The sequence below is a fragment of the Halobaculum sp. P14 genome, assembly GCF_051195155.1.
In the GTDB taxonomy this organism is placed as follows: domain Archaea; phylum Halobacteriota; class Halobacteria; order Halobacteriales; family Haloferacaceae; genus JBNTKA01.
In genome coordinates, this window is record NZ_JBNTKB010000001.1 from 72,974 (window position 1) to 98,087 (window position 25,114).

Annotated in this window: 23 protein-coding genes; 9 read left to right on the forward strand and 14 right to left on the reverse strand. The window is 71.0% G+C overall.

The features are described from left to right. The first annotated feature begins 38 nt into the window (after nucleotides 1-38). Nucleotides 39-3,128 (forward strand): FAD-binding and (Fe-S)-binding domain-containing protein, encoded by a 3,090-nt coding sequence (locus ACQUS7_RS00355; RefSeq protein ID WP_435143404.1) that lies wholly within the window; start codon nucleotides 39-41, stop codon nucleotides 3,126-3,128. A 15-nt stretch (nucleotides 3,129-3,143) separates the two neighbouring features. Here the strand turns inward: ACQUS7_RS00355 and ACQUS7_RS00360 are convergent, their stop codons facing one another. The 4 genes from ACQUS7_RS00360 to moaA all read right to left on the reverse strand — a co-directional run bounded on the left by ACQUS7_RS00360 (nucleotide 3,144) and on the right by moaA (nucleotide 7,746). Beyond that, nucleotides 3,144-4,037, reverse strand: coding sequence for an aldo/keto reductase (locus ACQUS7_RS00360; RefSeq protein ID WP_435143407.1), 894 nt, complete (start codon nucleotides 4,035-4,037; stop codon nucleotides 3,144-3,146). Between the two features lie 157 nt (nucleotides 4,038-4,194). Then, on the reverse strand, nucleotides 4,195-5,235 hold the full coding sequence (gene asd, locus ACQUS7_RS00365; RefSeq protein WP_435143410.1) for an aspartate-semialdehyde dehydrogenase: 1,041 nt from the start codon (nucleotides 5,233-5,235) through the stop codon (nucleotides 4,195-4,197). Between the two features lie 261 nt (nucleotides 5,236-5,496). Next, nucleotides 5,497-6,663 carry a cystathionine gamma-synthase gene (locus ACQUS7_RS00370; protein WP_435143414.1) on the reverse strand — a complete coding sequence of 389 codons (1,167 nt, stop codon included), beginning with the start codon at nucleotides 6,661-6,663 and terminating at the stop codon, nucleotides 5,497-5,499. A 114-nt stretch (nucleotides 6,664-6,777) separates the two neighbouring features. Continuing rightward, entirely contained in the window at nucleotides 6,778-7,746 is a 969-nt protein-coding gene (gene moaA / locus ACQUS7_RS00375) for a GTP 3',8-cyclase MoaA (RefSeq protein ID WP_435143417.1), read from the reverse strand. Between the two features lie 178 nt (nucleotides 7,747-7,924). Here moaA and ACQUS7_RS00380 point away from each other — a divergent pair, with 178 nt between their 5' ends. Then, nucleotides 7,925-9,004: a P-loop NTPase gene (locus ACQUS7_RS00380; RefSeq protein ID WP_435143420.1), complete on the forward strand. Its 1,080-nt coding sequence runs from the start codon at nucleotides 7,925-7,927 to the stop codon at nucleotides 9,002-9,004. Between the two features lie 41 nt (nucleotides 9,005-9,045). Here the strand turns inward: ACQUS7_RS00380 and ACQUS7_RS00385 are convergent, their stop codons facing one another. Beyond that, on the reverse strand, nucleotides 9,046-9,426 hold the full coding sequence (locus ACQUS7_RS00385; RefSeq protein ID WP_435143423.1) for a hypothetical protein: 381 nt from the start codon (nucleotides 9,424-9,426) through the stop codon (nucleotides 9,046-9,048). 142 nt (nucleotides 9,427-9,568) lie between these two features. Between ACQUS7_RS00385 and ACQUS7_RS00390 the strand changes: the two genes are divergently transcribed. Next, nucleotides 9,569-9,952 (forward strand): hypothetical protein, encoded by a 384-nt coding sequence (locus tag ACQUS7_RS00390; RefSeq protein WP_435143426.1) that lies wholly within the window; start codon nucleotides 9,569-9,571, stop codon nucleotides 9,950-9,952. 378 nt (nucleotides 9,953-10,330) lie between these two features. On the opposite strand, the gene ACQUS7_RS00395 is transcribed toward ACQUS7_RS00390, so the two are convergent. Next, nucleotides 10,331-12,589 carry a CDC48 family AAA ATPase gene (locus tag ACQUS7_RS00395; protein WP_435143429.1) on the reverse strand — a complete coding sequence of 753 codons (2,259 nt, stop codon included), beginning with the start codon at nucleotides 12,587-12,589 and terminating at the stop codon, nucleotides 10,331-10,333. Further along, entirely contained in the window at nucleotides 12,586-12,834 is a 249-nt protein-coding gene (locus tag ACQUS7_RS00400; RefSeq protein ID WP_435128961.1) for a DUF7127 family protein, read from the reverse strand. The genes ACQUS7_RS00395 and ACQUS7_RS00400 overlap by 4 nt, the downstream gene beginning before the upstream one ends. Nucleotides 12,835-12,988: 154 nt before the next feature. On the opposite strand from ACQUS7_RS00400, the gene ACQUS7_RS00405 reads away from it, so the two are divergent. Then, the gene (locus ACQUS7_RS00405; protein WP_435143433.1) at nucleotides 12,989-13,759 is read left to right on the forward strand and encodes an alpha/beta fold hydrolase; all 771 of its coding nucleotides are present in this window, start codon (nucleotides 12,989-12,991) and stop codon (nucleotides 13,757-13,759) included. Between the two features lie 206 nt (nucleotides 13,760-13,965). On the opposite strand, the gene panB is transcribed toward ACQUS7_RS00405, so the two are convergent. Beyond that, nucleotides 13,966-14,775 (reverse strand): 3-methyl-2-oxobutanoate hydroxymethyltransferase, encoded by an 810-nt coding sequence (gene panB / locus ACQUS7_RS00410; RefSeq protein WP_435143436.1) that lies wholly within the window; start codon nucleotides 14,773-14,775, stop codon nucleotides 13,966-13,968. Between the two features lie 91 nt (nucleotides 14,776-14,866). On the opposite strand from panB, the gene ACQUS7_RS00415 reads away from it, so the two are divergent. Further along, nucleotides 14,867-15,097: a DUF5822 domain-containing protein gene (locus ACQUS7_RS00415; RefSeq protein ID WP_435128953.1), complete on the forward strand. Its 231-nt coding sequence runs from the start codon at nucleotides 14,867-14,869 to the stop codon at nucleotides 15,095-15,097. Nucleotides 15,098-15,124: 27 nt separating this feature from the next. Here ACQUS7_RS00415 and ACQUS7_RS00420 read toward each other — a convergent pair whose 3' ends face one another. Continuing rightward, complete coding sequence (locus ACQUS7_RS00420; RefSeq protein WP_435143440.1) at nucleotides 15,125-15,682, reverse strand: HAD family hydrolase; 558 nt, start codon at nucleotides 15,680-15,682, stop codon at nucleotides 15,125-15,127. 125 nt (nucleotides 15,683-15,807) lie between these two features. Then, a complete protein-coding gene (locus ACQUS7_RS00425) occupies nucleotides 15,808-16,974 on the reverse strand; it encodes an acyl-CoA dehydrogenase family protein (RefSeq protein ID WP_435143443.1) in 1,167 nt (388 codons plus the stop codon). A 177-nt stretch (nucleotides 16,975-17,151) separates the two neighbouring features. Here ACQUS7_RS00425 and ACQUS7_RS00430 point away from each other — a divergent pair, with 177 nt between their 5' ends. After that, nucleotides 17,152-17,397, forward strand: a complete 246-nt coding sequence (locus ACQUS7_RS00430) for a hypothetical protein (protein WP_435143446.1) — start codon at nucleotides 17,152-17,154, stop codon at nucleotides 17,395-17,397. Between the two features lie 30 nt (nucleotides 17,398-17,427). Here ACQUS7_RS00430 and ACQUS7_RS00435 read toward each other — a convergent pair whose 3' ends face one another. Together ACQUS7_RS00435 and ACQUS7_RS00440 are read right to left on the reverse strand one after the other, a co-directional pair. Then, nucleotides 17,428-18,720, reverse strand: a complete 1,293-nt coding sequence (locus ACQUS7_RS00435; RefSeq protein ID WP_435143449.1) for an alanine--tRNA ligase-related protein — start codon at nucleotides 18,718-18,720, stop codon at nucleotides 17,428-17,430. A gap of 99 nt (nucleotides 18,721-18,819) precedes the next feature. Further along, nucleotides 18,820-19,371, reverse strand: a complete 552-nt coding sequence (locus tag ACQUS7_RS00440; RefSeq protein ID WP_435143452.1) for a helix-turn-helix domain-containing protein — start codon at nucleotides 19,369-19,371, stop codon at nucleotides 18,820-18,822. Nucleotides 19,372-19,535: 164 nt separating this feature from the next. Between ACQUS7_RS00440 and ACQUS7_RS00445 the strand changes: the two genes are divergently transcribed. The 3 genes from ACQUS7_RS00445 to ACQUS7_RS00455 are packed head-to-tail and all read left to right on the forward strand — an operon-like array spanning nucleotide 19,536 to nucleotide 22,020. Next, on the forward strand, nucleotides 19,536-19,730 hold the full coding sequence (locus ACQUS7_RS00445) for a hypothetical protein (RefSeq protein WP_435128935.1): 195 nt from the start codon (nucleotides 19,536-19,538) through the stop codon (nucleotides 19,728-19,730). Nucleotide 19,731: 1 nt separating this feature from the next. Continuing rightward, the gene (locus ACQUS7_RS00450; protein ID WP_435143455.1) at nucleotides 19,732-20,565 is read left to right on the forward strand and encodes a 3-keto-5-aminohexanoate cleavage protein; all 834 of its coding nucleotides are present in this window, start codon (nucleotides 19,732-19,734) and stop codon (nucleotides 20,563-20,565) included. Between the two features lie 51 nt (nucleotides 20,566-20,616). Beyond that, nucleotides 20,617-22,020: an amidase gene (locus tag ACQUS7_RS00455; RefSeq protein WP_435143457.1), complete on the forward strand. Its 1,404-nt coding sequence runs from the start codon at nucleotides 20,617-20,619 to the stop codon at nucleotides 22,018-22,020. Nucleotides 22,021-22,047: 27 nt separating this feature from the next. Here the strand turns inward: ACQUS7_RS00455 and ACQUS7_RS00460 are convergent, their stop codons facing one another. Together ACQUS7_RS00460 and tmcA are read right to left on the reverse strand one after the other, a co-directional pair. Beyond that, nucleotides 22,048-22,545, reverse strand: a complete 498-nt coding sequence (locus ACQUS7_RS00460; protein ID WP_435143459.1) for a DUF456 domain-containing protein — start codon at nucleotides 22,543-22,545, stop codon at nucleotides 22,048-22,050. Nucleotides 22,546-22,645: 100 nt separating this feature from the next. After that, a complete protein-coding gene (gene tmcA, locus ACQUS7_RS00465; RefSeq protein ID WP_435143462.1) occupies nucleotides 22,646-25,051 on the reverse strand; it encodes a tRNA(Met) cytidine acetyltransferase TmcA in 2,406 nt (801 codons plus the stop codon). Nucleotides 25,052-25,114: the final 63 nt, after the last annotated feature.

The following is a 25,114-nucleotide window of genomic DNA, read 5'->3' on the forward strand; positions in this document are numbered from 1 at the left end:
AACGAAGATTTTTACATGATTGTTCCTTGGAGACTGGTATGGCTGCCGAGGACGGAGAGACGGCACGGTGGGACACGTCGGCCGCGTCGCTCGGACACGACCGGCCGGACGTGTCGGCGTACGCGGCGCTCGCGGCCGACCTCCGCGACCGCGTCGCCGGCGAGGTTCAGTTCGACGAGTACGCGCAGGTGCTGTACGCGACGGACGGAAGCATCTACGGGGCGCGCCCGGCGGGCGTCGTCTGCCCGAGAGACACCGACGACGTCCGGGCGGCGGTCGACGTCGCCGCCGACCACGACGTCCCGGTGCTCCCGCGCGGCGCCGGGTCGTCGCTCGCCGGACAGACGGTCGGCCCCGGCTGCGTCGTCCTCGACTGCTCGCGGCACATGGACGACATCCTCGACGTCGACCCGGAGGCCCGCCGCGCGACGGTGCAGCCCGGCGTCGTCCAGGACCACCTCGACGACCGCCTCGCCGATCACGGCCTGAAGTTCGCGCCCGACCCGGCGTCGTCGGCCCGCGCCACGGTCGGCGGCGGCCTCGGCAACAACTCCACCGGCGCGCACTCGGTCCGGTACGGCATCAGCGACGCCTACACCGAGGAGCTCGACGTCGTGCTGCCCGACGGCTCGCTCATCCACACCCGCGAGGTCGTCCTCGACTCCGACGAGTGGGACGACGTCGTCGCCGGCGACGGCCGCGAAGCCGCCATCTACGAGACGGTCCGCGGCCTCGTCGAGGAACACGACGACGAAATCGAGGCGCGCTACCCGACGCTGAAACGCTCCGTGTCCGGCTACAACCTCCACAAGGTCGTCTACGAGAACGACGACGGCGACGACGTCATCAACCTCAGCAAGCTGTTCGTCGGCGCCGAAGGCACCCTCGGCGTCATCGTCTCGGCGACGCTGTCGCTCGTCACGCGCCCGGACAGCACCGCGCTGGCGCTGTACTGCTTCGACGACCTCGTCGACGCGATGCGGGCCGTCCCGGAGGCGCTGGAGTACCCGGTTTCGGCCGTGGAACTGATGGACGCCGAGGTGTTCCGGCTCGCCCGCGAGTCCGCCGAGTACGCCCAGTACGAGGAGCCGATTCCTGACGGCACCGCCGCGGCCCTGATGCTGGAGTGGGACTCCGAGACGGTCCCGCCCGCCGACCGCGACGGCGACGCGGACGACGGCGGGGACGAGCCGAGGGGCCGAGCCGACTTCGAGGCGGCCGTCGCGGACACCACGGCGCGCTTCGTCGACGACGGCGACGCCTTCGACGTGCTCGAAGCGTACTCGGAGTCGGACCAGGCCGACCTCTGGAAGCTCCGGAAGGCGGCGATTCCGCTGCTGATGAGCCTGGAGGGCGACGCGAAGCCGTACCCGTTCATCGAGGACGCGTCGGTGCCGCCGGCCGAACTGGCCGAGTACGTCCAGCAGTTCGAGGCGGTGCTCGACGACCACGACACGTCGGCGGCGTACTTCGCGCACGCCGGCGCCGGGACGCTCCACATCCGCCCGATTCTCTCGCTGAAAGACGAGCAGGGCATCGAGACGATGCACGGCATCGCCGACGACGTGACGGACCTCGTCTTGGAGCACCACGGCTCGTTCTCCGGCGAACACGGCGACGGGCTCGCCCGGACCGAGTTCAATCCGAAGATGTACGGCGAGACGCTGTGGGGCGCGTTCCAGGAGCTCAAGTCGACGTTCGACCCGGACTGGCGGCTGAACCCCGGGAAGGTGGTCTACGTCGACGAGGAGACCGCGGCGGCGCGCGGCTACCCGGAGACCGCCGCCGACACCGACATGCGCGACCACCTCCGGTACGGCGCCGACTACCAGTCCGTCGAGCCGCAGAGCGAACTGGATTTCTCCGAGGAGGGCGGCTTCTCCCACCTCGTCGAGCTGTGCAACGGCTGTGGCACCTGCCGGCAGACCCGCGGCGACGTGATGTGCCCGACGTACCGCGCCTCGAACGAGGAGATGCAGGCGACGCGCGGCCGCGCGAACATGCTGCGCGCCGCCATCTCGGGCGACCTCGACGACGGCGAACTCCACTCCGACCGGTTCCAAGAGGAGGTGCTCGGGCTCTGCGTCGGCTGTAAGGGCTGCCAGTCGGACTGCCCGACCGGCGTCGACCTCGCGAAACTGAAAGCCGAGGTGAAACACCAGCACCACGAGGAGCGCGGCGCCGGGCTCCGCGAACGGCTGTTCGCGAACATCGACGCGGCGAGCCGAGTCGGCTCGGCGCTCGCGCCGCTGTCGAACGCCGCGACGAAGATTCCCGGCGCGCGGTGGGCGATGGAGCGAGTGCTCGGCGTCGCCGCCGACCGCGACCTGCCGACGTTCACCCGCGACACGTTCCGCGACCGGTTCGAGGCGCGCGGCGGCCCGGCCGTCTCCGAAGCCGACGCCGAGGCGACGGTCGTGCTGTTCGCGGACACGTACACGAACTACAGCGCGCCCGAGGTCGGCATCGCCGCCGTCGAGGTGCTGGAGGCGGCCGACGTCCGCGTCGAACTGCTCGACGACCTCGCGCCGTCGGGCCGCGCGGCGTTCTCCGGCGGCTTCCTCGACGTCGCGCGCGACCGCGCCGAGCAGAACGTCGCGGCGCTCGCCCCGTACGTCGACGACGGCGCCGCGGTCGTGTTCGTCGAGCCGTCGGACGCCGTGATGTTCCAAGACGAGTACCGCGACCTCCTCTCGGGCGAGCGCGTCGAAGCCGTCTCGGCGGCGAGCTACGGCGTCCTCGAGTACCTCGACGCTGCGCGCGCCGACGACCGCATCGACTTCGCGGACGCCGACGAGGCGCTGGCGTACCACGGCCACTGCAACCAGAAAGCGACGAACAAAGACCACCACGCCGTCGGGGTGCTGCGCCGCGCCGGCTACGACGTCGACCCGCTCGACACCACCTGCTGCGGCATGGCCGGCAGTTTCGGCTACGAGTCCGAACACTACGAGCTCTCGAAAGCCATCGGGTCGCTGCTGTTCGACGCCGTCGACGAGAGCGACGCCCCGACCGCCACCGCGCCCGGCGCCTCCTGCCGGACGCAACTCGGCGACCGCGACGGCGCCGACGACCGACCGCCCCACCCGGTCGAGAAACTGGCCGAGGCGCTCGAACCGACTGGCTGAGCCGCTCCGGTCGCCTCAGAACGGCGACTGGCCGCGCAGAATCCCGACCGCGGTCTTCAGCTTCGACGGCTGCCGGACCGCGAGCATCTCGGCGTCCGTCAGTTCGAAGTCGAACACCGCCAGGTTCGCCTCGAGGTGCGCGTGGCTCGTCGCCTTCGGAATCGCGGCGACGTGCTCCTGCTGGAGCAGCCACCGGAGCGCCACCTGCGCCGGCGACTTCCCGTACTTCCGGCCGATCCGGGCGAGCCGGTCGTCGTGCAGCACGCCGCCCTGCGCGAGCGGGCTGTAGGCGGCCAGCAGGACGTCCTCGGACTGGCAGTAGTCGAGCAGCTCCGACTGGTCCCAGTACGGGTGGTACTGCACCTGGTCTGCGAGAATCGGCGCGTCGGCGTACTTCCGGGCGGCCCGGAGCCGGTCGACGCCGAAGTTGCTGACTCCGATGTGGTCGATTTTCCCCTCTTCGCGCAGCGCCTGCATCGCGTCGAGCGTCTCCGCGGTCGACACGGACGCCGCGTCGGGCTTGATGCGGTCCGGCAGCTCCAGCCAGTCTGGGAGGACCGAGTCGACCCCCGGCACCGCGACGTCGTTCGGCCAGTGGATGTACAGCAGGTCGACCGAGTCGAGCCCCAGCCTGTCGAGGCTCTCCTCGACGCCGTCGACGACGTCGTCGTACGCGCGGTGGTCGCCGTCGAGTTTCGTGGCGACGAACAGTTCGTCGCGGTCAACGTCGCGTTCGGCGATGGCGTCGCCGACCTGCGCCTCGTTCCCGTACGCCTGCGCCGTGTCGATGTGGCGGTAGCCGAGATCGAGCGCGTCCGAGACGGCGCGCCGGCACTCCGGGCCCTCCATCCGCCACGTCCCCAGTCCGAGCGCCGGAATCTCCACTCCCTGAACGGTGAGATACTCCATGCGTCACGGTTCGGGCGGCGACGACGAAAGGGTAGCGGCGCCGAGAGGTCCAGGGCAGCGCCGATCGACGACGGGTAGCGATAGGCGGCAACGAGCGGCGGCGAATCAGTGCCGGCGGGGAGAACCGAAACTCAGCGAGCAGCCGGCTGCCGGGTCGTTACAGCCAGCCGTCGGCGGCGAGCAGTTCGCCGTTCAGCAGCGAGGCGCCCGCCGCGCCGCGAATCGTGTTGTGCGCGAGGCAGTTGTACTTCACGCCGTTCGGGGTGGTCTGGACGCCGCCGGCGGACACCTGCATGCCGTCGCCGCGCATCCGGTCCATCCGGGGCTGGGGCCGCTCGGGCTGGTCGTCGCCGAACACGTGGATGAGCTGGTCGGGCGAGGAGTGGAGGTCGGCGCTCGGCGCGGCGGCGAGCGCGTCGCGGACCTCGGTGGCCGACGGGTCGGCGTCGAGCTCGGCGAACACGTTCTCGAGGTGGCCGTCGAGCGTCGGAATCCGGTTGCAGGAGGCGGAGACGTCCGCCTCGTGCAGCGAGAACGACGCGCCGTCGAACTCGCCGAGCAGCTTCCGGCTTTCGGTCTCCATCTTCTCCTCTTCGCCGCCGATGTGCGGGACGGCGTTGTCGAGGATTTCCATGGACGTGACGCCGGAGTAGCCGGCGCCGGAGACGGCCTGCAGCGTCGAGACGTGGACGCGGTCGAGCCCGAACTCGTCGAGGGCGGCGAGCGTCGGCACCATCGTGATGGTGGAGCAGTTCGGGTTCTTGATGAGCGCGCCGTCCCAGCCGCGCTCGTCGCGCTGGACGTCGATGAGCCCGAGGTGGTCGGGGTTGATTTCGGGGATGGTGAGCGGGACGTCCTCGGCCATCCGGTCGTTCGAGGAGTTCGAGGAGACGACGTAGCCGGCCTCACACAGCGCCGGTTCGACGTCGGCGGCGACGCCGGAGGGGAGCGAGGAGAACAGCAGGTCCAGGTCGTCCGGGATGGCGTCGGGGTCGGTCTCCCGGACTTCGAGTTCGGCGACGTCGTCCGGAATCGGCGTGTCGACGCGCCACTTCGCGGCGTCGCGGTACGTCTTGCCCGCGCTGGCTTCGCTGGCGGTGACGCAGGCGAGGTCGAACGTCGGGTGGTCGTCGAGGAGCTGGATGAATCGCTGGCCGACGGCGCCGGTGGCGCCGAGGATGCCGACTCGGTAGGTCATTGTGTGCCACAGAGGCACACGTGCATAAGACGGTTCGGATTCGGGGGAGGGTGGCGAGGTTTGCCGCGGCCGAAGTCCGTCGGCGACGACCCGGATTCACCGACGATTCCTGACCGTTCAGCCGGAGACGCCGAGGAGTCGCCACCGTTCGGCTCGTCGCTCCGGGCGCGGTGAGACGCCGACGAGTCGCGTCCGTTCGTGTTGAGACGTGTCGGGTCCCGCAGGCGTCGAACGGGCGTCGACTGTCGGTGGCGAGCGGGATTAGAGCGCCTCGTCGAAGGCGGCGTTCAGGTCGGCTTTCATGTCGTCGATGTGTTCGACGCCGACGGAGACGCGGATGAGGCCGTCGGAGAGCCCGGCGGCGAGCCGCTCCTCGCGCGGAATCGCGGCGTGCGTCATCGCCGCCGGCTGCTCGATGAGCGACTCGACGCCGCCGAGGCTCTCGGCGAGCGTGAACACCTCGGTCTCGGAGACGACGGTGCTGGCCTCTTCGAGGCTGCCGTCGAGTTCGAACGACAGCATGCCGCCGAAGTCGTCCATCTGCTCGGCGGCGAGGTCGTGCTGCGGGTGGCTCTCCAGTCCCGGGTAGTAGACGCGGTCGACGGCGTCGTGGTCCTGGAGCCACGTCGCGAGCGCGCGGGCGTTCTCGCAGTGGCGGTCCATCCGGACGGGCAGCGTCTTGGTGCCGCGCAGCACGAGGAAACAGTCGAACGGCGACGGCGTCGCGCCGACGGAGTTCTGGTAGAAGCCGATGTCGGCGTCGAGCGCCTCGTCGTCGGTGACGAGCGCGCCGCCGACCACGTCCGAGTGCCCGCCGAGGTACTTCGTGAGGCTGTGGGAGACGACGTCGGCGCCGAGTTCGAGCGGGCGCTGCAGGTACGGCGTCGCGAACGTGTTGTCGACGGCGCACAGCGCGCCGTACTCGTGGGCGACGTCGGCGAGCGCCGAGATGTCGTTGACGTTCAACAGCGGGTTCGTCGGCGTCTCCACCCAGAGCAGCTCCGTCGACTCCCCCATCGCGTCGCGGACCGCGTCGAGGTCCGTGGTGTCGACGAAGTCGAACGCGAGGTCGTACTGCTCGTACACCTGCGTGAAGATGCGGTGGGTGCCGCCGTAGATGTCGTCGCCGGCGACGACGTGGTCGCCGGATTCGAGGAGGTTCAACACGGTGTTGATGCCGCCCATCCCGGAGGCGAACGCCCGGCCGTACTCGCCGCCTTCGAGCGCCGCGACGTTCTGCTCCATGTCCGCGCGCGTCGGATTCCCGGTGCGGCTGTACTCGTAGCCGCGGTGTTCGCCCGGCGCGTCCTGCTGGTACGTGGAGTTCGCGTAAATCGGCGTCATCAGCGCCCCCGTCTCCTCGTCGGGCTCCTGGCCCGCGTGAATCGCGTCCGTCTCGATGCGGAACTCGCGCTCGTCGTCGCTCATGGAGCCATCTCCGTCGGCCTGCTCTGTGACTCTTGCCATCGCCCGCGAGCCAGCGCCGGTGCCGCAGACAGCCGGACCGACGGGATGCAGTTCGGTTCCGGAGCCGCGGAGCCGTCAGGCGGAGATGTAGTCGTCGTTGATTTCCCACTCGCCGCGGTCGTTCTCGACGAGGTATTCGCCGTAGTACGGGACGCGGCTGTCGACGACTTCGCGGAAGGCGTCGCGGATCTCGTCGCGGGTCATCTCGCCCATCGACCGGAGGTCGTCGTTGCGGTTCAGGCAGCCTTTCAGGTAGCCCTCGTGGGTGACGCGGACGCGGCCGCAGTTCGCACAGAAGTCCGCGTTCTCGACGGGGTCGACGATTTCGACCATGCCGCCGTCGACGAAGTAGCGCTTCCGGTCGTGCATCTCGCGGCGTTCGACGCGGTCGGCGACGTCGGCGAGCCAGTCGTGGACGCGGCCGATGTCGATGTTCCACTCGGGGCGGCCGGTCAGCTCCGGCATGTACTCGATGAGCTGGAGCTGGAGGCCGTCGTTGTCCGCGACGTGTTCGACCATCCCTTCGACGTAGCCGGCGGTGTGCTCGAACACGACCATGTTGAGCTTCACCGGGTCGAGGCCGGCGTCGACGGCGCACCTGACGCCCTCCATCACCTGGTCGTACGCGCCGGACTTCGTGATTTCGGCGAACTCGTCGGGGTCGAGCGCGTCCTGGGAGACGTTGACGCGGTCGAGGCCGGCGTCGACGAGGCCCTCCGCGCGGCCCGGCAGGAAGGTGCCGTTCGTCGTCATCGACGTCTCCATCGAGTCGGGCGTCCGCGCGATGATCTCTTCGAGGTCGTCCCGAAGCATCGGCTCGCCGCCCGTGAACTTCACGGAGTCGACGCCGAACTCGGCGGCGACGTCGAGAAACCGGACGACGTCGTCCGTCCCCATCTCGTCGTCGCCCGGCTCCATCGGCCCGCGAGTGTCACCCAACCCTTCGTTGTGGCAGTAGACGCAGTCGAAGTTGCAGCGGTCGGTCAGCGAGACGCGGACCCCGGTCACCTCGCGCCCGAAGTCGTCCGAAAGCGGGGTCGCCATGCGTACTGATTCGGCCGCGCAGCCTTGAAAGTGCGGGGTGAAACCGCCGAAGCGAAACCAGAAACAGTTACGGGACTGGCTGCCGTGTGAGGCTGGCTCGTTGCATCCGGCGGGCCGGTTTCGGACGCGCCGTTCGGGGTGGGAAACCCTTATTCGCGGCGCTCGCCGACGGAGACGTATGACCAGCCCCACGGAGTCTGCGGTTCGCGACCGGCTCGGAGCCGTCGAGGACCCCGACCTCGGCGACGACGTGGTGTCGCTCGGCCTCGTCAACGCCGTCGACGTCGACGACGACGAGCGCCGCATCCGCGTGTCGCTCGCGCTCGGCGCCCCCTTCTCGCCCAACGAGACGCAGCTGGCGGCAAACGTCCGGGAGGCGCTCGCCGACTTCGACTACGACGTCGACCTGTCCGCGTCGCTGCCCGCAGAGCGCAGCGCCGACGAGGAGGTGCTGCCGAACGTCACAAACATCGTCGCCGTCGCGTCCGGGAAGGGCGGCGTCGGGAAGTCCACGGTGGCGGTGAACCTCGCGGCCGGCCTGTCACAGCTCGGCGCGCGCGTCGGCCTGTTCGACGCCGACGTGTACGGCCCGAACGTCCCGCGGATGGTCGACGCCGACGAGGCGCCGAAGGCGACGGAGGACGAGACCATCGTTCCGCCCGAGCAGTACGGCATGAAGCTGATGAGCATGGCGTTCCTCGTCGGCGACGACGACCCCGTCATCTGGCGCGGCCCGATGGTCCACCAGCTCATCACGCAGCTCGTCGAGGACGTCGACTGGGGCGACCTCGACTACCTCGTGCTCGACCTGCCGCCGGGCACCGGCGACACGCAGCTCACCATCCTCCAGACGCTGCCGCTCACCGGCGCCGTCATCGCCACGACGCCGCAGGAGGTCGCGCTCGACGACGCCAGCAAGGGCCTCCGGATGTTCGGCAAACACGACACGAACGTCCTCGGCATCGTCGAGAACATGAGCGGCTTCGTCTGCCCGGACTGCGGCAGCGAACACGACGTGTTCGGGAAGGGTGGCGGCAAGCAGTTCGCCGCCGACAACGACCTGCCGTTCCTCGGCGGCGTCCCGCTCGACCCGGCTGTCCGGGAGGGCGGCGACGGCGGCGCCCCCATCGTCCTCGAGGAGGGCTCCGACACCGCCGACGCGTTCCGCGTCGTCACCGAAAACGTCGCCAACAACGTCGGCGTCGTCCAGCGCCGCAAGGCGAGCCGCAACGCCGCGCGCGACCCACCGACGCAGTAGGCCGCGTCCCGCGCTCACAGTGCGTCACCCGCCGAGCGCGTCTACGGCGCGACTGTCGCTTCTCCGTACAGCGGTATCGTGACGAGCAGCAGCGCGGCGGCGGCGAGCAGCGCCGGAACGGTGACGGCGAGCCGCCGATTCTCCGCCGCCGAGTAGGTGACCACAGCGACGAGCACGAGGAGCGCGGCCTGCAGCGCGACTTCGAGATACGACGCCGCGAGTCCGAGCGTCCCGCGGAGCACGAACACCGCGAGCACCGTCGAACAGACGGTGAGCCCGCCGGCGACGAACGGAGCGCGGGAGTCCTCGCCGGACAGCGCGGCGGTGCGAGCGGTGAGGACGGCGTTGAGGAAGGCTTTCGCCGCGACGACCGCGGCGACGGCGACCGGGCTCGACCAGTTCGGAAAGAGCCACTCGACCATACCCCCTCGACTCCGCAGCGACACATCAACGTTCCGCGACGACTGTTCCGAGCGGCCGAACGCCGAGCCGGCATTCACCGTTTCCGCGCCGGCGGGTTCACAGTCAGAAAGCGATTAGCCGCCGGACGCCCGAGCGTGAGGTATGACCGGCGACGACGACGACGTCAACGACGCGGCCGACGCGACCGACGCGGCTCACGGCGATGCAGCCGCCGCTGCGGACGCGGCGGACGGGGAGTCCAGTGACGACGAACTCCCGCCCGAACTGCAGGAGGACGACCAGGACTGGGCGCTGGCGCCGGACTCCGACGCCGAGTTCGACGACGACGAGACCCGGCGGCGCCTCCTCCGCGACGTCGCGGAGGACGTCCGCGGCGACTCCACCGAGTCGAAGCAGCTCTCCGCGATTCTGTACCGCGTCTCCGACCTCTACGACCCGGACGAGGACACGTCTCCCGAAGAGATATACCTGAACGTCCAGCGAATCATGCAGATCAAAGCGCAGGGCGGCCTGCAGCGGGACTAGGACGGCGGCGGGCGACCAATCCGGCGCCGAACCGGCGCCGTCGCTCCCGTCCGGTCGGCGCGGCGGCGAGGACCGCCGCCGCAACGTCACACGGTCGCCGCGGCGAACCCGCCGCGGCGTGCATTCCCCGTCACAGCGCGCCGCTCTGCGCGGCGCGGCACACCCAGTGCTCCGGGTGTATGTTCGCCGTATCCCGCCGGGAATAAAACGGCACGGGTCTCGGACGCCGCGCTTCCGCGGCGTCGTGGCTGTGAGACACGAATCGTCGACTCGCCACGTGGGCAGCGGAAGCAGGGTGGGTGAGACAGAAAACCGCTGGACCGGATACCGCGAGACCGAAAATCGCGGCGGCAGTGTGCGCGGCCGCCGCGACGCGGGTTACTGGAAGGTGCGGCCGAGTTCGGTTTCCTCGGAGGTTCCGGGCTCCGACTGCGTGAACCGCTCTTCGATCTCCTCGTACCGCTCTTTCGTCTGCTCGGTCACGGACGGCTGCACCTGGTCGAGGGCGTCCTCGAAGTGCTGCATCGTGACGCGGACGTTGCCGATGGACTCGTCGACCTCCTCCGGCGAGACGGACTGGATGAACTCGCGGGAGGCGTTCATGGAGGCCTCGCGGCACACCGCTTCGATGTCGGCGCCGACGTAGCCCTCCGTCTTCCGGGCGAGCTTGTCGAGGTCGACGTCGTCGGCGAGCGGCTTGTGCTGGGTGTGGACCGCGAAGATCTTGCGGCGCGCCTCCTCGTCCGGCACCGGGACGTGGACGTGGCGGTCCAGCCGGCCCGGGCGGAGCAGCGCCGAGTCGATGAGGTCCGGCCGGTTGGTCGTCGCGATGACGACGACGTCCTCCAGCGTTTCGAGGCCGTCGAGCTCCGTCAGGAGCTGAGAGACGACGCGTTCGCCGACGCCGGAGTCGCCGGTGTTCTGTCCGCGCTCGGTCGCGATGGCGTCGATCTCATCGAAGAAGATGATTGTCGGCGCGTTCTCGCGTGCCTTGCTGAACACCTCGCGGACGCCCTTCTCGGACTCCCCGACGTACTTGTTGAGCAGCTCCGGCCCCTTCACGGAGATGAAGTTGGACTCGGACTCGTTGGCGACGGCTTTCGCGAGCAGCGTCTTCCCGGTGCCCGGCGGGCCGTACATGAGGACGCCCTTCGCGGACTCCATGTCCATGGCCTCGAACACCTCGGGGTAGTCGAGCGGCCACTGGATGGTCTCGCGGAGCCGCTCTTTCGTCTCGCCGAGGCCGCCGACGTCCTCCCAGGTGACGTCCGGGACCTCCACGAACACCTCCCGGAGCGCGGAGGGCTCGATGCCCTTCATCGCCTCCTTGACGTCCTCGTCCGTCACCTTGATGGAGTCGAGGATTTCGGCGTCGACCTCCTCCTCGTCGAGGTCGAGCTGCGGCCGGATGCGGCGCAGCGCGTTCATCCCGGCCTCCTTCGCGAGGCTCTCGAGGTCCGCGCCGACGAAGCCGTGGGTCGACTCGGCGTACGCGTCGAGGTCGACGTCGTCGGTGAGCGGCATGTTCCGCGTGTGGACCTGCAGAATCTCCTTTCGGCCGTCGCGGTCCGGGACGCCGATTTCGATTTCGCGGTCGAAGCGGCCGCCGCGGCGGAGCGCCGGGTCGATGGCGTCCACGCGGTTCGTCGCGCCGATGACGACGACTTCCCCGCGCTCTTCGAGGCCGTCCATCAGCGACAGCAGCTGCGCCACGACGCGGCGCTCCACGTCGCCGCCGGCCTCCTCGCGCTTCGGCGCGATGGAGTCGAGTTCGTCCATGAAGATGATGGCCGGCGCGTTCTCGGCGGCCTCCTCGAACACCTCGCGGAGCTGCTCTTCGGACTCCCCGTAGTACTTCGACATGATTTCGGGGCCCGACAGCGTCTGGAAGTGCGCGTCGATCTCGTTGGCGACGGCCTTCGCGATGAGCGTCTTCCCGGTGCCCGGCGGGCCGTGCAGCAGGACGCCTTTCGGCGGCTCGATGCCGAGGCGCTTGAACAGCTCCGGGTGGCGCATCGGCAGCTCGATCATCTCGCGGACCTGCTCCAGTTCGTCGTCGAGTCCGCCGATGTCCTCGTAGGTGACGTCCGGCGTCTCCTCGCCGCTGGCGGTGCCTTCCGTGATTTCCTCCGCCGGCTTCTCCGAGATGGTGACCTCGGTCGTGTCCGTGATGACGACCGTCCCGGACGGCGTCGTCGACGCGATTTTCAGCGGAACTGCCTGCGAGCCGCCGCCCATGAGGCCGAGACCGAGCGGGAACCGGATGGTCTGCCCCTGCGTGACGGGCTGGCCGCTGAGCTTGTCGCGGATGATGGAGCCGACGTTCCCGCGGATGCCGAACTGCTGGGGGAGCGCGATGGTGATGCTCTCCGCCGGTTCGACGTCGGCGGGCTCGACGGTGACGCGGTCGTCGATGCCGACGCCGGCTTCCTGCCGGAGCTGGCCGTCGATGCGGATGACGCCCGAGTTGTCGTCCTCCGGGTAGCCGGGCCAGACGCGCGCGATGGCGGTGGAGTCGCCGTCGATCTGGATGTAGTCACCGCCCGAGAGCCCGAGCTCTTCGGCCGCGACGCGGTCGATTGCGGCGAGGCGACGCCCCGCGTCCTTCTGCTTGAGGGGTTTGACGGTGAGCTTCATTGGTCGATGGTGATGGTGAGTACGCCGTTCGTGGTGTCAACGTTTGCGGCCGGGGCGGGGAGTTCGAACTCGAACTCGTCCTCCTCGCCGTCCCGGTCGACGACGACGATGGCCGTGCCGTCGACGGTGTCGACGGAGACGGCGTCGTCGTCGGCGTTCAGGTCGGCGGCGATGACGGTCCGGTCGTCGTAGTCGTACTGACGCACGAACCGTTCCTGCCGGCCGGATGATTGGCGCTGTGGCATATGAATCCTAACTCCAAGTAACACGCTTAACTATTTAAGCCTTTCTGCGGCTAATCGCAGTACGGCGAACGCTACCCCTGGATAAACACGTATTGCGGTTCACACCACTCGGGCACTCCCAGTAGTTAATGCGGGTCGGCACGCCACTACAGACGTGAACTCCGTGAGACACCACGGCCGGGACACCGCCTACCGGCTCTCCGACCGCGGCGGCGACGCGCCCGGCCTGCTCTGCATCCACGGGAGCGGCGGGACGAGCGCCGTGTGGAAGGCGCAGTCCAGGCTGGCGGACCGCGCTCCCGTCGTCGCGGTCGACCTGAGCGGCCACGGCGACAGCGACGACGTCGACGCCGCCGCAGGCCCCGAAGCGCTGGAGGCGTACACCGACGACGTCGTCGCCGTCGCCGACGAAACCGGGGCGTCCGTGCTCGTCGGGAACTCGCTCGGCGGCGCCGTCGCGCTGTGGACCGCCCTCGACCGCGACGTCGACCTGGACGGGCTGGTGCTCGCGGGCACCGGCGCGAAACTCGCCGTCCTCGAAGACCTGCTCACGTGGCTCGACGAGGACTTCGACCGCGCCGTCGAGTTCCTCCACGGCGACGACCGCCTGTTCGCCGACCCGGACGACCGCCTGACGGAACTGTCCGCCGCGGCGATGCGCGACGCCGGCGCGGCCGTCGTCGAACGCGACTTCAGGACCTGCCACAGCTTCGACGTCCGCGACCGCCTCGACGAAATCGGCGTCCCCGCGCTCGCCGTCGTCGGCGAACGTGACAAACTCACGCCGCCCCGCTACCACGAACACCTCGCCGACAACATCCCCGACTGCGAACTCGCTGTCGTCGAAGACGCCGCTCACCTCGCGATGCTCGAACAGCCGGACGCGTTCAACGCCGCAGTCAGCGAATTCCTCGACCGGCTCTGACCGCCGCGGCTCCGCGACCCTCCTCCCCGGCGACCGGGTAGTTTATATCGAATAGCGCGGGCACGGTCGCCGTGACGTGACGGACGCCTCGGGGCGATCACGGTTGCGCGGCCCACCGCCCCGAGCGACTCCGCGACGCGGACGACGCTCCACCGGGCCGCCTGCCAGCCCCAAACTCCGCCCCTGTCAGCGGCCGCTTCGCGGCCTCAGTACAGGTCTTCGACGTCCGATTCAACGTGGCTGTGTTCGTCGGCCGGGAACTCGCCGCTCTCGACTTCGTCCCGGTACGCCTCGACCGCGCGCTTCATCTCCGAGCGGACGTCGGCGAACTGCTTGGAGAACGGCGGCGAACTGTCGTCCAGCCCGAGCACGTCGGTGATGACCAGCACCTGCCCGTCCGTGTCCGGGCCGGCGCCGATGCCGATGGTCGGGATGTCGAGCGCCTCGGTCACCTGCCGCGCGAGGTTCGACGGGACGTGCTCGAGCACGAGCGAGAACGCGCCGGCCTCCTCGTGCTCCCGCGCCAATTCGACGATTCGCTCGGCCGCGTCGCGGTCGGTGCCCTGCCGCTGGTAGCCGAGCTGGTTCACGTGCTGCGGCGTCAGCCCGAGGTGCGCCATCACCGGAATCCCGAGGTCCGCGAGCCGCCGCGTCAGCTCCACGGTGTGCGGTCCGGACTCCAGTTTCACGGCGTCTGCGTCCGACTCCTTCAGGAGCCGCCCGGCGTTCTCGACGCTGTCGGCGTCGTCGACGCCGAACGACAGGAACGGCATGTCCGCGACGACGAGCGCGTCTTCGGTCGCGCGAGCGACCGCCGCGGTGCGGCTCGCCACCTCGTCGAGCGTCACCGGGAGCGTCGTCTCGTAGCCGAGCACCGCGTTCCCCATGCTGTCGCCGACGAGGATGGCGTCGATGTCCGCCTCGTCGACGATGGCGGCGGTCGGCGCGTCGTACGCCGTCAGCATCGTGATGGGCTCGGAGCCGGCCTTCTCACGGAGCGTCCGCGTCGTGGTCATGTGTGTCTGAGTGCCGGCGTCCCTGGGAGATAAATCCGGCCGGTCCGGGCGAACCGACACGGCCTTTGCGTGTCGCCGGCAACCGGGTGTCGTGCCCGAACGCGTCGAGACGTCCAACCCCGACGGCGTCGACTACGGCTGGGTGATGCAGACGACGTTCGTCGTCACCATCGTGGTCGGCGCCCCCCTCGTCGCCGCGCTGTCCACGCAGGTCGCGCTGCCGACGTGGAGCGCCCGCGCGGCGTTCGCCATCCGCGTCGGCGCGGTCGTCTGGTTTCTCACCGCAGTCGGCGCGTTCCTCTACGAGAAGCGCCGGCAGTAACCCGGCGGGACGGCGCCTGGCGGTCACTCAGACGTAGCGGAACGACACGCCGGCCCGGTTCGCGGTCAGTTCGTCCCGCTCGGAGTCGCCGACGAACACGGCGTGCTCCGGCGGGACACCGAGGTCGCGCAGCGTCGCCAGCAGCGGCTCCGGGTCCGGCTTGTACGTCCCGACCGAGTCCCGTCCGACGACGACGTCGACCGAGTCGGCGAGCCCGTGTCTGTCGAGCGCGACGCGGCAGGCGGCCTCGCAGTTCAGCGAGCAGACGCCGGTGGGCACGCCGCGCGGGAGTTCGTCGGCGTGCGGGAGTCGGTCGGCGCGCTCGGCGCCGTCGACTTCGTGCTCGCCGAGCAGCGACTCCAGTTCGTCCCTGATGCCGGCGCTGTCCGCGCGCTCCAGCAGCCCCCAGAGGTCCGCGTCGGCGACGTCGTGGCCGTGCCGTTCGAACAGCGAGACCGCGTCGCGCGCGGCGGCGTCCCAGTCGACGGCGAGCCGGACGAGCGTCCCGTCGAGGTCGTACACCACGGCGTCGAACTCGTCGTCGGCCGCCGCGTCGCCGTCAGCGGCGGCTTCGTCGCGGGTCATGCCAGCACGTCAGTTCCACACCGACAAAGACGTGTCGCGGACGGACAGCGGTCCGATGCACCGAATCTTCGGACGGATTCGGCTGGCCGGGCCGTCTCACCGTGAAGCACTGGGTGCTCCGAGGGTCAGCCGAGCAGGTTCCGCGCGATGATTTTCTTCTGAATCTCGGAGGTGCCCTCGTAGATGGTCGTGATTTTCGCGTCGCGGTAGAACCGCTCCACGTCGAACTCGGACATGTAGCCGTAGCCGCCGTGAATCTGGACGGCCTCGTTGGTCACGTCGACGGCCACCTCCGAGGCGAAGTACTTCGCCATCGACGCCGCGAGCCCCGGCGACTCCCCGGCGTCGGACTGCCGGGCGGCCTCGCGGACGAGGAGCCGCGACGCCTGAATCTGCGTCGCCATGTCGGCGAACTTGTGCCGGATGCTCTGGATGTCGCCGATTGGGCCGCCGAACTGTTCGCGTTCGTCGGCGTAGGCGGCGGCCTCGTCGAACGCTGCCTGCGCGAGCCCGACCGCCTGCGCCGCGATGGCGATTCGGCCGCCGGTGAGGATGCGGAACGCCGCGCCCAGCCCCTCGCCCTCCGGCGTGAGCCGGTACGACTCCGGGACTCGGACGCCGTCGAACGTCATCTGCGTCGTGTCGGATGCGCGCAGCCCCAGTTTCTCCTCCGTCCGGCCGACCTCGACGCCGTCGAAGTCGGCGGGGACGAGGAACTGCGTGACGGAGCCGGGGTCGTCGGCGTCGGTCTTCGCGAACACGACGTAGACGCCGGCGCGTTCGCCGTTCGTAATCCACTGCTTGTCGCCGTTCAGGACGTACTCGTCGCCGTCTCGTCTCGCGGTCGTCCGCATCTCCGCGGGGTTCGACCCGGCCTGCGGCTCCGACAGGCAGAACGCGCCGACGGGCCGGCCGTCGACCATCTCCGGCAGCCACTCGGCGCGGACGTCGTCGTCGCCGAACTCGGCGATACAGGAGGTGGCGAGACAGTGCACCGACAGCGCCGTCGCGACCGCGAGCTGGCCGTACGCGAGCTCCTCGTTCACCAGCGCGTACGTCCGCCTGTCCGCGTCGAAGCCGCCGTACTCCGCCGGCACCGTCAGCCCCGTCAGGTCGAGGTCGGCGAGGCCGTCCCACGTCTCCTCCGGGAACGTCTCCGTCTCGTCGGCCTCCTGGGCGCCGGGCCGGACCTCCTCGACGGCGAACTCCCGCACCACCTCGCGGATGGCTCGCTCCTCCTCGTCAAGCATCGACGCGGAGTGGCCGTACACGTCCGGATTCGCTTTCGCCATGCTCAGTCGTCCAGTTCCACGCGGGATAAGCGTGCCTCCACGGGGTGGTCGAAGTACCCACGAATCGACTCCGGAGCAACGGGGAGGCGTCCGTGACAGGGGTACCGGAGGTGAACGGGCCGAATCGGGTGAGAACGGGGAAAGCGCCTTTCCGTGGCGGCTGTGAAGGCAGACGATATGTCCGTCGAGGAAGACCACACGCTCCGCGAACGAATCTACTACCGGATTCGGCGGCGACTCCCGCCGGGCGGCGAGGACGAACTGAATCAGGTCGGCGTCGCCGTCGTGCTGCTCGTCGTCGCGCTCGCGCTGTGGGGTATCGCCGCGGCGCTCGGCTCCGCGGAGTTCGGCCCGACCATCCTCGGCTTCTTCGCGCTGATGTACGTGCTGTACGTCGGCTACGACTACCTCAACATCTCCTGAGGCGGTCGGCAGGGCCGAATCCGCGTCCGTTCAGCGGCGGAGCGCCGCGACGACGTCGGACGGGTCGGCGTCAAGCCCGCCGCCCTGCGCGAACGTCGGGCCGCCGCCTCCGCCGCCGCCGAACTCGTCCGTGAGGCCGTCGACGACGTCGCCGGCGTCCACGTCACCGTCGGTCGCGACGACCACGAACGGCGCGTCGTCGCCGCCGACCGCTGCCACGACGTCGTCGGCGGAGTCGTCGACGCGTCGCTGCGCCGCGTCGCCGACCTGGTTCGCGTCGAACCCGTCGACGACGCCGACCCGCCACGTCAGTCCGTCGCGGTCGACGGCGTCGCAGTCGGCGAGCCGAGCGGCCAGCACCTCCTCGCGGAGCGCGCCGAGTTCGTCGGCCAGGTCGTCGCGTTCGGCGCGGAGCCGCGCGGCCTCGGCTGGGACGTCGTCGACGGCGACGCCGAGTTCCCGGGCGGCGTCGAGCGCGGCGCCGTGGACCGCCGCGCGGCGTCCGATTCCGGCCGGGCCGACGGCGAACTCGACGCGCGTCATTCCTTCGCCGGGGTTCGACCGGTCGAGGAGCGTCACCGGGCCGATTTCGGCGGTGTTCGAGACGTGCGTCCCGCCGCAGGCGGCCCAGTCCCAGCCGTCGACGGAGACGACCCGGACCGTGTCTGCGTCGCTCATCACGCCCTCCTCGGTCTTCGTGTTGAACGCGACGTCGTCGCGGCCGCGCGCCTCCTCGACCGGGAGTTCCTCCCAGGTGACGTCCCGGGCGTCCCAGACCGCGCGGTTCACGAGCCGTTCCAGTTCGACGAACACGTCGTCGTCGACGTCCGTGGTCGTGGTGAAGTCGACCCGCACCTTCTCGTCTCCCGCAGTCCCGCCGGAGTCGGCGCCGGTGCCGTCATCGGTGTCGGCGTCGATGTCGGCGTCAGCGCCGTCCGAATCGCGTCGGCCGGTCGGCGCCGCCGAGATGCCGAATCCGCCGTACCCGAGGCCGTCGAGGACGCGTCGAGCCGCGCCGTAGAGGACGTGGCTCGCGGTGTGCGCCCGCATGCAGTACGTCCGGAAGTCGTCGTCCACGACGCCGACTACGTCGTCCCCGGCGTCGAACGCCGGCGGCTCGGCGAGCGTGTGGACGACGCCGCCGTCGGTCGGCTGGACGTCGACGACGAGTTCGTCGCCGAGCGTGCCGCGGTCCGCCGGCTGGCCGCCGCCCTCAGGGTAGAAGTACGTCTCCGAGAGGACGACGTCGGTTCCGTCGACCGACTCGACAGTCGCCTCGAACTCCCGAACGCCGGGGTTGTTCGGCGCGAGTGACTCGCTCATCGCCTCCCCGGTTCGTGCACGGCCGCAAAAATCGGTCGTCACCGGCAGCCCGTCCGCCGGGCCACCAACTGCTGCTCCGCCGCTACCCGGCCACCTGGTCTACTCGTCGACCAGCGTGACGTCGAGCGCCTGCTCGATTGCGCGGACGACGGAGCCGCCGACGTCGGCGCGGGCCGCACGGCCCTGCTCGACGGCGAGCACGTCGTCTTCGTCCGCGTCGATTTCGGCGGCGAGCTCCTCGACCGTCAGCCCGGCGTCCTGGCGGGCCTGTTCGGCCGTTTCGCCGTAGCCGCTGACGAGGTACGGGAGCCGGTCCTCCTCGTAGTCGGTGCCTTCCTCCTCCCAGTTCTTCGATTTGCCTTTCGAGGCGTCGAGCACCTTCGCCGTGTTCTGCGCCGCGCGCTTCCGCCGATTCGGCTCGGAGTCGTCGCGGGACGCGCCGCCCGACGAGCCGCCCTGGCCGCCCGAGCGGCCGCCGCCGGACCCGCCGCGCTTCGATTTCCGGTCGTCGTGCGGTGCGCAGTCCGAGCAGACGAGCAGGTCGGCGCCGGCGACGTTCGCCTCGCTCAGCGAGACGTCCTCGCGGCCGCACAGCTCGCACGCGCCGCCCGACCCCCCGCCGCCGCCGCTGCCGGTGGAGTACTTCGCCATACCCCTCCGTAGCAGCTACGCGGATTTAAAACCGTGTTTCGTGGCGACCCCAGACCCGTCCGCTGCGCCGGCCGCGTCGCGCCGGGCGGCGCCGGCGGAACCGGGTCCGCCCACTGACGTGGATGCTACCTGAACTTCATACGCGAGCGCGACGCAGGGCCCGTATGGCCTGTCCGCACCTGGAGTACCGAGACGCCGCGAACGGCAAGCAGTTCGAGGCGGCGCGCGCCTTCTGCACCGTGACCGACGAGTTCGTCCAGCCGGTTCACGCGGACGTCTGCGCCGAGCGCTACGGGCTCGACCCGGAGTCCGACTGCGGCGTGTACCGCGACCACGAGGGGCTGGAGTGGGACGAGTGAGATGACGTACCAGGAGTACCTCGACGGGAAGCCCGCAATCGTGACGGCCGCGCTCACCGGCGGCATCCAGGGGAAAGAGACGCATCCGGGGCTGCCGGAGACGCCCGACGAAATTGCTGCCGCCGCGGCGGCCTGTGAGGACGCCGGCGCCGCAATCGTCCACCTGCACGCGCGCCGCGAGAACGGCGAGCGGGCTTTCTCGACCGAACGGTTCCAGGCGGTGACCGACGCCGTCCGCGACGCCACCGACGACGTCGTCGTCCAACACTCGACCGGCGGGACCGCTGCGCCGGCCGCGCTGCGCGCCGAACCGCTCCGCACCGACCCGGCGCCCGAGATGGCGAGCCTCGACATGGGGCCGATGAACCGCGGCCGCCGCCTCACCTCCGAGAACACGCGCGACACCATCGACGGCCTCCACGGCGAGATGCGCGACCGCGGCATCAAGCCGGAACTGGAGGTGTTCAACAACGGCCACCTGAACGAGTCGTTCCGCATCCTCGACGACCTCGACGACCCGCCGTACCTGAACCTCGTCTTCGGTCCGGGGACGCTGACGCCGCCGAGCCCCGCAAACCTCCAGCGGCTTGTCGACCAACTCCCGGACGGCGCGGAGTTCAACGTCCTCGGCTTCGGCCGGCATCAGCTCCCGCTGACGACCCAGTCGCTGCTGCTCGGCGGCCACGTCCGCGTCGGCCTGGAGGACAACAGCTACTACGCGGATGGCGACCGCGCCACCAACGAGCGCCTCGTCGCCCGCGCGGTCCGCGTCGCCGAGGAACTCGGGCGGCCGGTCGCGACCCCCGACGAGGCCCGCGAACTGCTCGGACTCTGACGTGATTGTCGCCGCCAGAACGCCTTTTTGTCGCCACCCGAAGTGACGCCCATGAAGCAGGACGCGCCGGCCGACGCCGACCGCACGGCGCGACGGTTCGCCGAGCGCGCACGCGAGCTGCCCGGCGACGACACCACTCCGGCGTTCGCGGCGGTGGAGCCGACGACGCGCGCCGACCCGTACGGCGCCTTCGCCACGTCGTTCGTGTCGCCGGAGTCGTTCGACGGGCCGCTGTCGGACCTGAGCGTCGCGGTGAAGGACAACGTCGCGGTCCGCGGCGTCGCCCACGGCGTCGGCACAGCCTCGCTCGCCGTCGAGGCCGACAGGGACGCGACGGTCGTCGAACGCATCCGGGCGAGCGGCGCCGACCTGGTCGGAACGACCCGGATGGACCCGTTCGCGCTCGGCGTCACCGGCGAGTCTGGCGACGGCGGCCGGACCGTGAACCCGGCCGCCGTCGACGCGATTCCCGGCGGGTCGTCGGCGGGCTCCGCCGCCGCGGTCGCCGGCGGCCTCGTCGACGCCGCGCTCGGCACCGACACCGCCGGCTCGGTCCGCGTCCCCGCGTCGTTCTGCGGCGCCGTCGGCGTCAAGCCGACGTTCGGCCGCGTCCCGCGCACCGGCGTCGTCGACCTGGCGCCGACGCTCGACCACGTCGGCGTCGTCGGCCAGGACGTCGAAACCGCGGCTCGGCTGCTCGACCGGGTTTCGGGCCGCGACCCGCTGTTCCCGTCCGACGCGGCCGCCGAGCCGACCGCGGCCGGCGACGAACTGGAGTCGTCGGTCGACCGGCTTCGCATCGGCGTCCCGGAGCCGTTCGCGGAGGCGGCGGCCAGGCCGGTGCGCGCGGTGTTCGAGTCGGCGCTGACCGCGCTGGCCGGCCGCGACGGCGTCACGGTCGAACGGCTGTCGTTCCCCGAGCACGGCGACGCCGGCTTCGTGAATCAGCTCCACACCGTCTCTGAGTTCGCGGCGATGCTCGACGGCGCCGGGCAGCCGCTGAGCGGCGGGCGGACGAAGCTGGTGCAGGCCGTGTTCGCGGCGGGGCTTGACGGCGCGGACGCCCCGGACCGGGTCCGGGAACTCGCCGCGACCGGCCGGGCGCTCAACGAAGCCGAACCCGGAGCCTACAGCGACGCGTGGGGCGCCCGGCGGCGACTCGTCCGGCGCGTCGAGGCGTGTTTCGACCGGGTCGACGTGCTCGTGACGCCGACGACGCCGACGACGGCGCCGGACGTCGGAACGGTCGGCCCCGATGCGGACTACGACGTCGGCGACCTGTTCGCGAACACGGCGCCGTTCAACTGCACCGGGAACCCGGCGGTGTCGGTGCCGTGCGGCGACTCCGCGGGCAGACCCGTCGGCGTCCAGATCGTCGCCCCGACCGGCGCGGACGAAGAGGCGCTTCGGGCCGCGCGCGAAGTCGAGTCGGTCGTCGCTGACGGCGCGGTGTGACGCTGCGGTGTGACGCCGCCGGCGGGCTCAGTGGAGCACCAGCACGAACGCGACGAACCCGACGAGCATCGACAGCGTCAGGAAGAACTGGGCGGCCGAGGAGGCGAGCAGCCCGCCGACGGTCCACGCCGACGCGGTCATCGCCTCCTCGAACTCCTTGCCGGCGCGGAGTTCCGCGCCGAGTACGACGACGCCGGTCCCGACCACGACGCCGAGCGGGCCGAGCACGAAAAAGAGGAGCAGCGACGCGGCCGCGGCGACCAGCATCGTCGACGTGGAGGCGCCGCCGGCCTTCGACGCGAGCGCCCCGCCGAAGTGCTCCAGCAGCGCCGTGAGCACGCCGACGACGGTGAAGCCCGCGAGCAGCCACACGCTCATCTCGTCGGCGCCGCCGGGCGCGTCGCCGAACCAGTAGAGGTAGACGCCGGCGAGCGACAGCGCTCCGGCGGGCAGCATCGGCAGCACGCTCCCGGCGACGCCGGCGACGAGCAGCGCCACCGCCAGCACCGTCACGAGGTCGACCATACCGGCCGCAGGACCCCCGGCGGCTTAACACGCCGGGAACCGACGACGTCCGGCGCCGCCCAATTCCATCCGGCTGACCCCGTCTCGCGTCGCCGAGCCGTCACTCGAACCAGTCTCGCTCCGCGTCGGCGACGTCGCCGCCGTAGGCGTCGACGAGCACGTCGTAGGCGCCGCCGAGCGACCGCATGCACTCGGCCGTCGAGACGTAGCCGAGCGCGTCCGCGACATCGTCCCACGGCTCGGCCTGCAGCACTTTCCGGACGAGCAGCCGCTCCTCGCAGCCGTCGAGTTCGGCGGCTTCCGAGCCGGCGTCGTCGCCGAGGAGGTGTGCGAGCGCGAGGCGACGGAACGGCCGCGGCGCCACGTCGTACAGCCCCGGCCCTGCGGAGGCGCCGACGACGACGCGCCACTCGTAGTCGGTGAGGTCCACGAGCGACTCCGGGTCGGCGTCGCACGCGCGGAGCGTTCCGCGAACCACGTCGGCGTCGACGGCCGAGAGCGCGTCGCCGAGCGCGTCGCCGACGCGATCGCGGAACCACGCGGCGTGCCGGTCGAGCAGCCGCCTGCCGGCGTCGCTCGTCGGACGGAGCATGACGGCGGAGTGCTCTCCGCTGGCCTCGTTCCGCGTCGTCGACAGGTGGACGGTCCGGTAGCCGTTGCGTCGCCAGAACCGCAGCAGTTCCGGGGTCGCGCCGAACCCGGTGCCGACGTAGTCGACGCCGCCGTCGTCGCTGTCGTCGCTGCTGTCGCCGCTGCCGGCCGTGCCGAGTTCGTCGTGGACGTCACCGAGGAGTTCGGAGCCGAGCCCGGACGACCGGACGGCGTGGTGGGTGGCGATGCGCATCACGCGGTAGCCGACCGGGTCGCCGGCGTCGGGGTCGCGGAGCTGGCTCGTCAGGACGTCCGGAATCATGTTGCCGCGGACGCGCTCGCCGCGGTACATGCCGTCCATCGTCTCGCGGTCGAGGCCGCCCTCGCGCGCGAGCAGCGCGACGGAGACCACGTGGCCGTCGGCGGTCAGCGCGCGGAGCGTGAGGTTCGGCGCGTCCAGCAGCCGCGCGAGGTCGTCGGGCTCGGTCCGGTAGTGCGCCAGCACGAGCAGCCCGAACGCCTCACGGAGCAACTGCTCGTCCGCGCGGAGTTCCGCCGGCGGAACGCGGCGGTACCGGGCGGTCGCGGGCGTGGCGTCGGCGACCGCCTCGTCGACCGCGGGCCGCGCGTCGAGCAGCAGCGCCCGGAACGCCCACGTCTCCACCGGGTCGCCGCGGCCGTACCGGATGGGCGCTTCGAGCCGCACGTCGGACACCGCGAGGTCGGCGTCGCCGAGGCGGTCGCGGAACCGCACGGAGAAGCCGCGGCCGGCGCCCTCGTAGCCGTGGACGGTGGTGACGAACGCGACGCTGCGCGCCGACAGGAACGACTCGAGGACGCTGACCGGGAGCGCCGCGGCCTCGTCGACGATGACGGCGTCCGGTCCGCCGCCGGACGAATCGGTGTCCGCTCGGGCCGCGTTCCCGTCGGCTGCGTCCCCGTCGGCACCGTCTCCGTCGGCGCCGCCTCCGGACCCACGGGTGCCGTCTCCGACTTCTTCGGCGGCCGCCGTCGGCGTCGCGAACCGGACGCAGCCGTCGTCAGCGGCGTCGATTCGGCGGCCGTCGTCGCTGACGGCGCCGAGTTCGTCGAGCGTGTCGAGGAGCGCGCGGGCCCTGTCGAACAGCGCCTCGGCGCCGGAGAACTCCGCGGCGGTCACGAGCACGTCGCGTCCGGCCGCCGCGAGGCTCCCCGCGGCGAGTCCGGCGGCGCTCGACTTGCCGCGGCCGCGGTCGGCCTCCACGACGACTGCGGCGCCGTCGCGGCGGAGCCGTTCGAGTTCCCGAACCGCGCGGGACTGGTCGCCGGTCAGGCAGGACTCGTAGGCGGCAGCCGGGAACGCGCCGTCGCGCGGCACCGTCGGCGTCGACCGCGTCGGCGGCGCCGCGGCGCCCGTCAGCCCGTCTCGGCCGAGTTCGTCGGCGTCGGCGTCGTAGACCGCGACGCCGTGGTGTTCGCGCAGCGTTTCGACGAGCCGGTCGCGGAAGTGCCCGGTGACGTCGTCGACGCCGAACGGCGGGACCGCGAGCGACTCGTCGAAGTCGTCGCGCCGGTCGGGCCAGTCGTCCAGCGGCGGCGCGAGCAGCACGTAGAGGCCGCCGCCGTCGACGGCGCCGACGGACTGCCCGACCGCGTTCGCCGAGAACTCGGCGAACGCGTCGAGCACGACGGCGTCGCGGGTCGCCCCGAGCAGTTTGTGAGCGTGTTTCGGCCGGAGGCGGTGGTAGCGGAATCCTTCGCGCGTCGTCAGCAGCGTCGCCGCGTCGTCGTCGACGTCTGCGGCGTCGAGCGCAGTGTACGCGGCGTCGAGACAGCGGTCGCGGTCGCCGTGTATCACGAGCAGGCGCCGCTGGTTCGCCCGCGTGGCCTCCGCTCGGAGGGCGGCGACGGCGTCGGCGAGAGTCGAGCCGGCCATCGGTGGCTCGTCGTTGCAGGGTCAGCGGCTTGGCCGTTGCGGGTTCGGGACGCAGCGCAGCGA